The following is a 207-nucleotide window of genomic DNA, read 5'->3' on the forward strand; positions in this document are numbered from 1 at the left end:
TGCATCAGGAAACAACACAGGCCACAGTGGTGGTACTGGTGGTGCACCACTTCACGGTGCAACCCCAGGTGCAAACGCCCACGGTGCCGGCACAGGCACAGCAGCCGCAGGCCAAAACACGCAGCCACGTTCCACAGGTCTCACTGCTGCACCGGTGGCGATGGGTGCCGGTAGTGGTCAAGGACAGCAGCAACGTAAAGCCACCAA

General features: G+C 61.4%; 1 protein-coding gene. It reads left to right on the forward strand.

Translation table 11 applies throughout. The annotated features are described in order from the left end of the window. Positions 1–207, forward strand: a 207-nt coding sequence (locus HMPREF3101_RS12295) for a hypothetical protein (RefSeq protein ID WP_210386181.1), incomplete at both ends; no start/stop codon positions are given.

The sequence above is a fragment of the Corynebacterium sp. HMSC29G08 genome (assembly GCF_001806875.1).
GTDB lineage: Bacteria > Actinomycetota > Actinomycetes > Mycobacteriales > Mycobacteriaceae > Corynebacterium.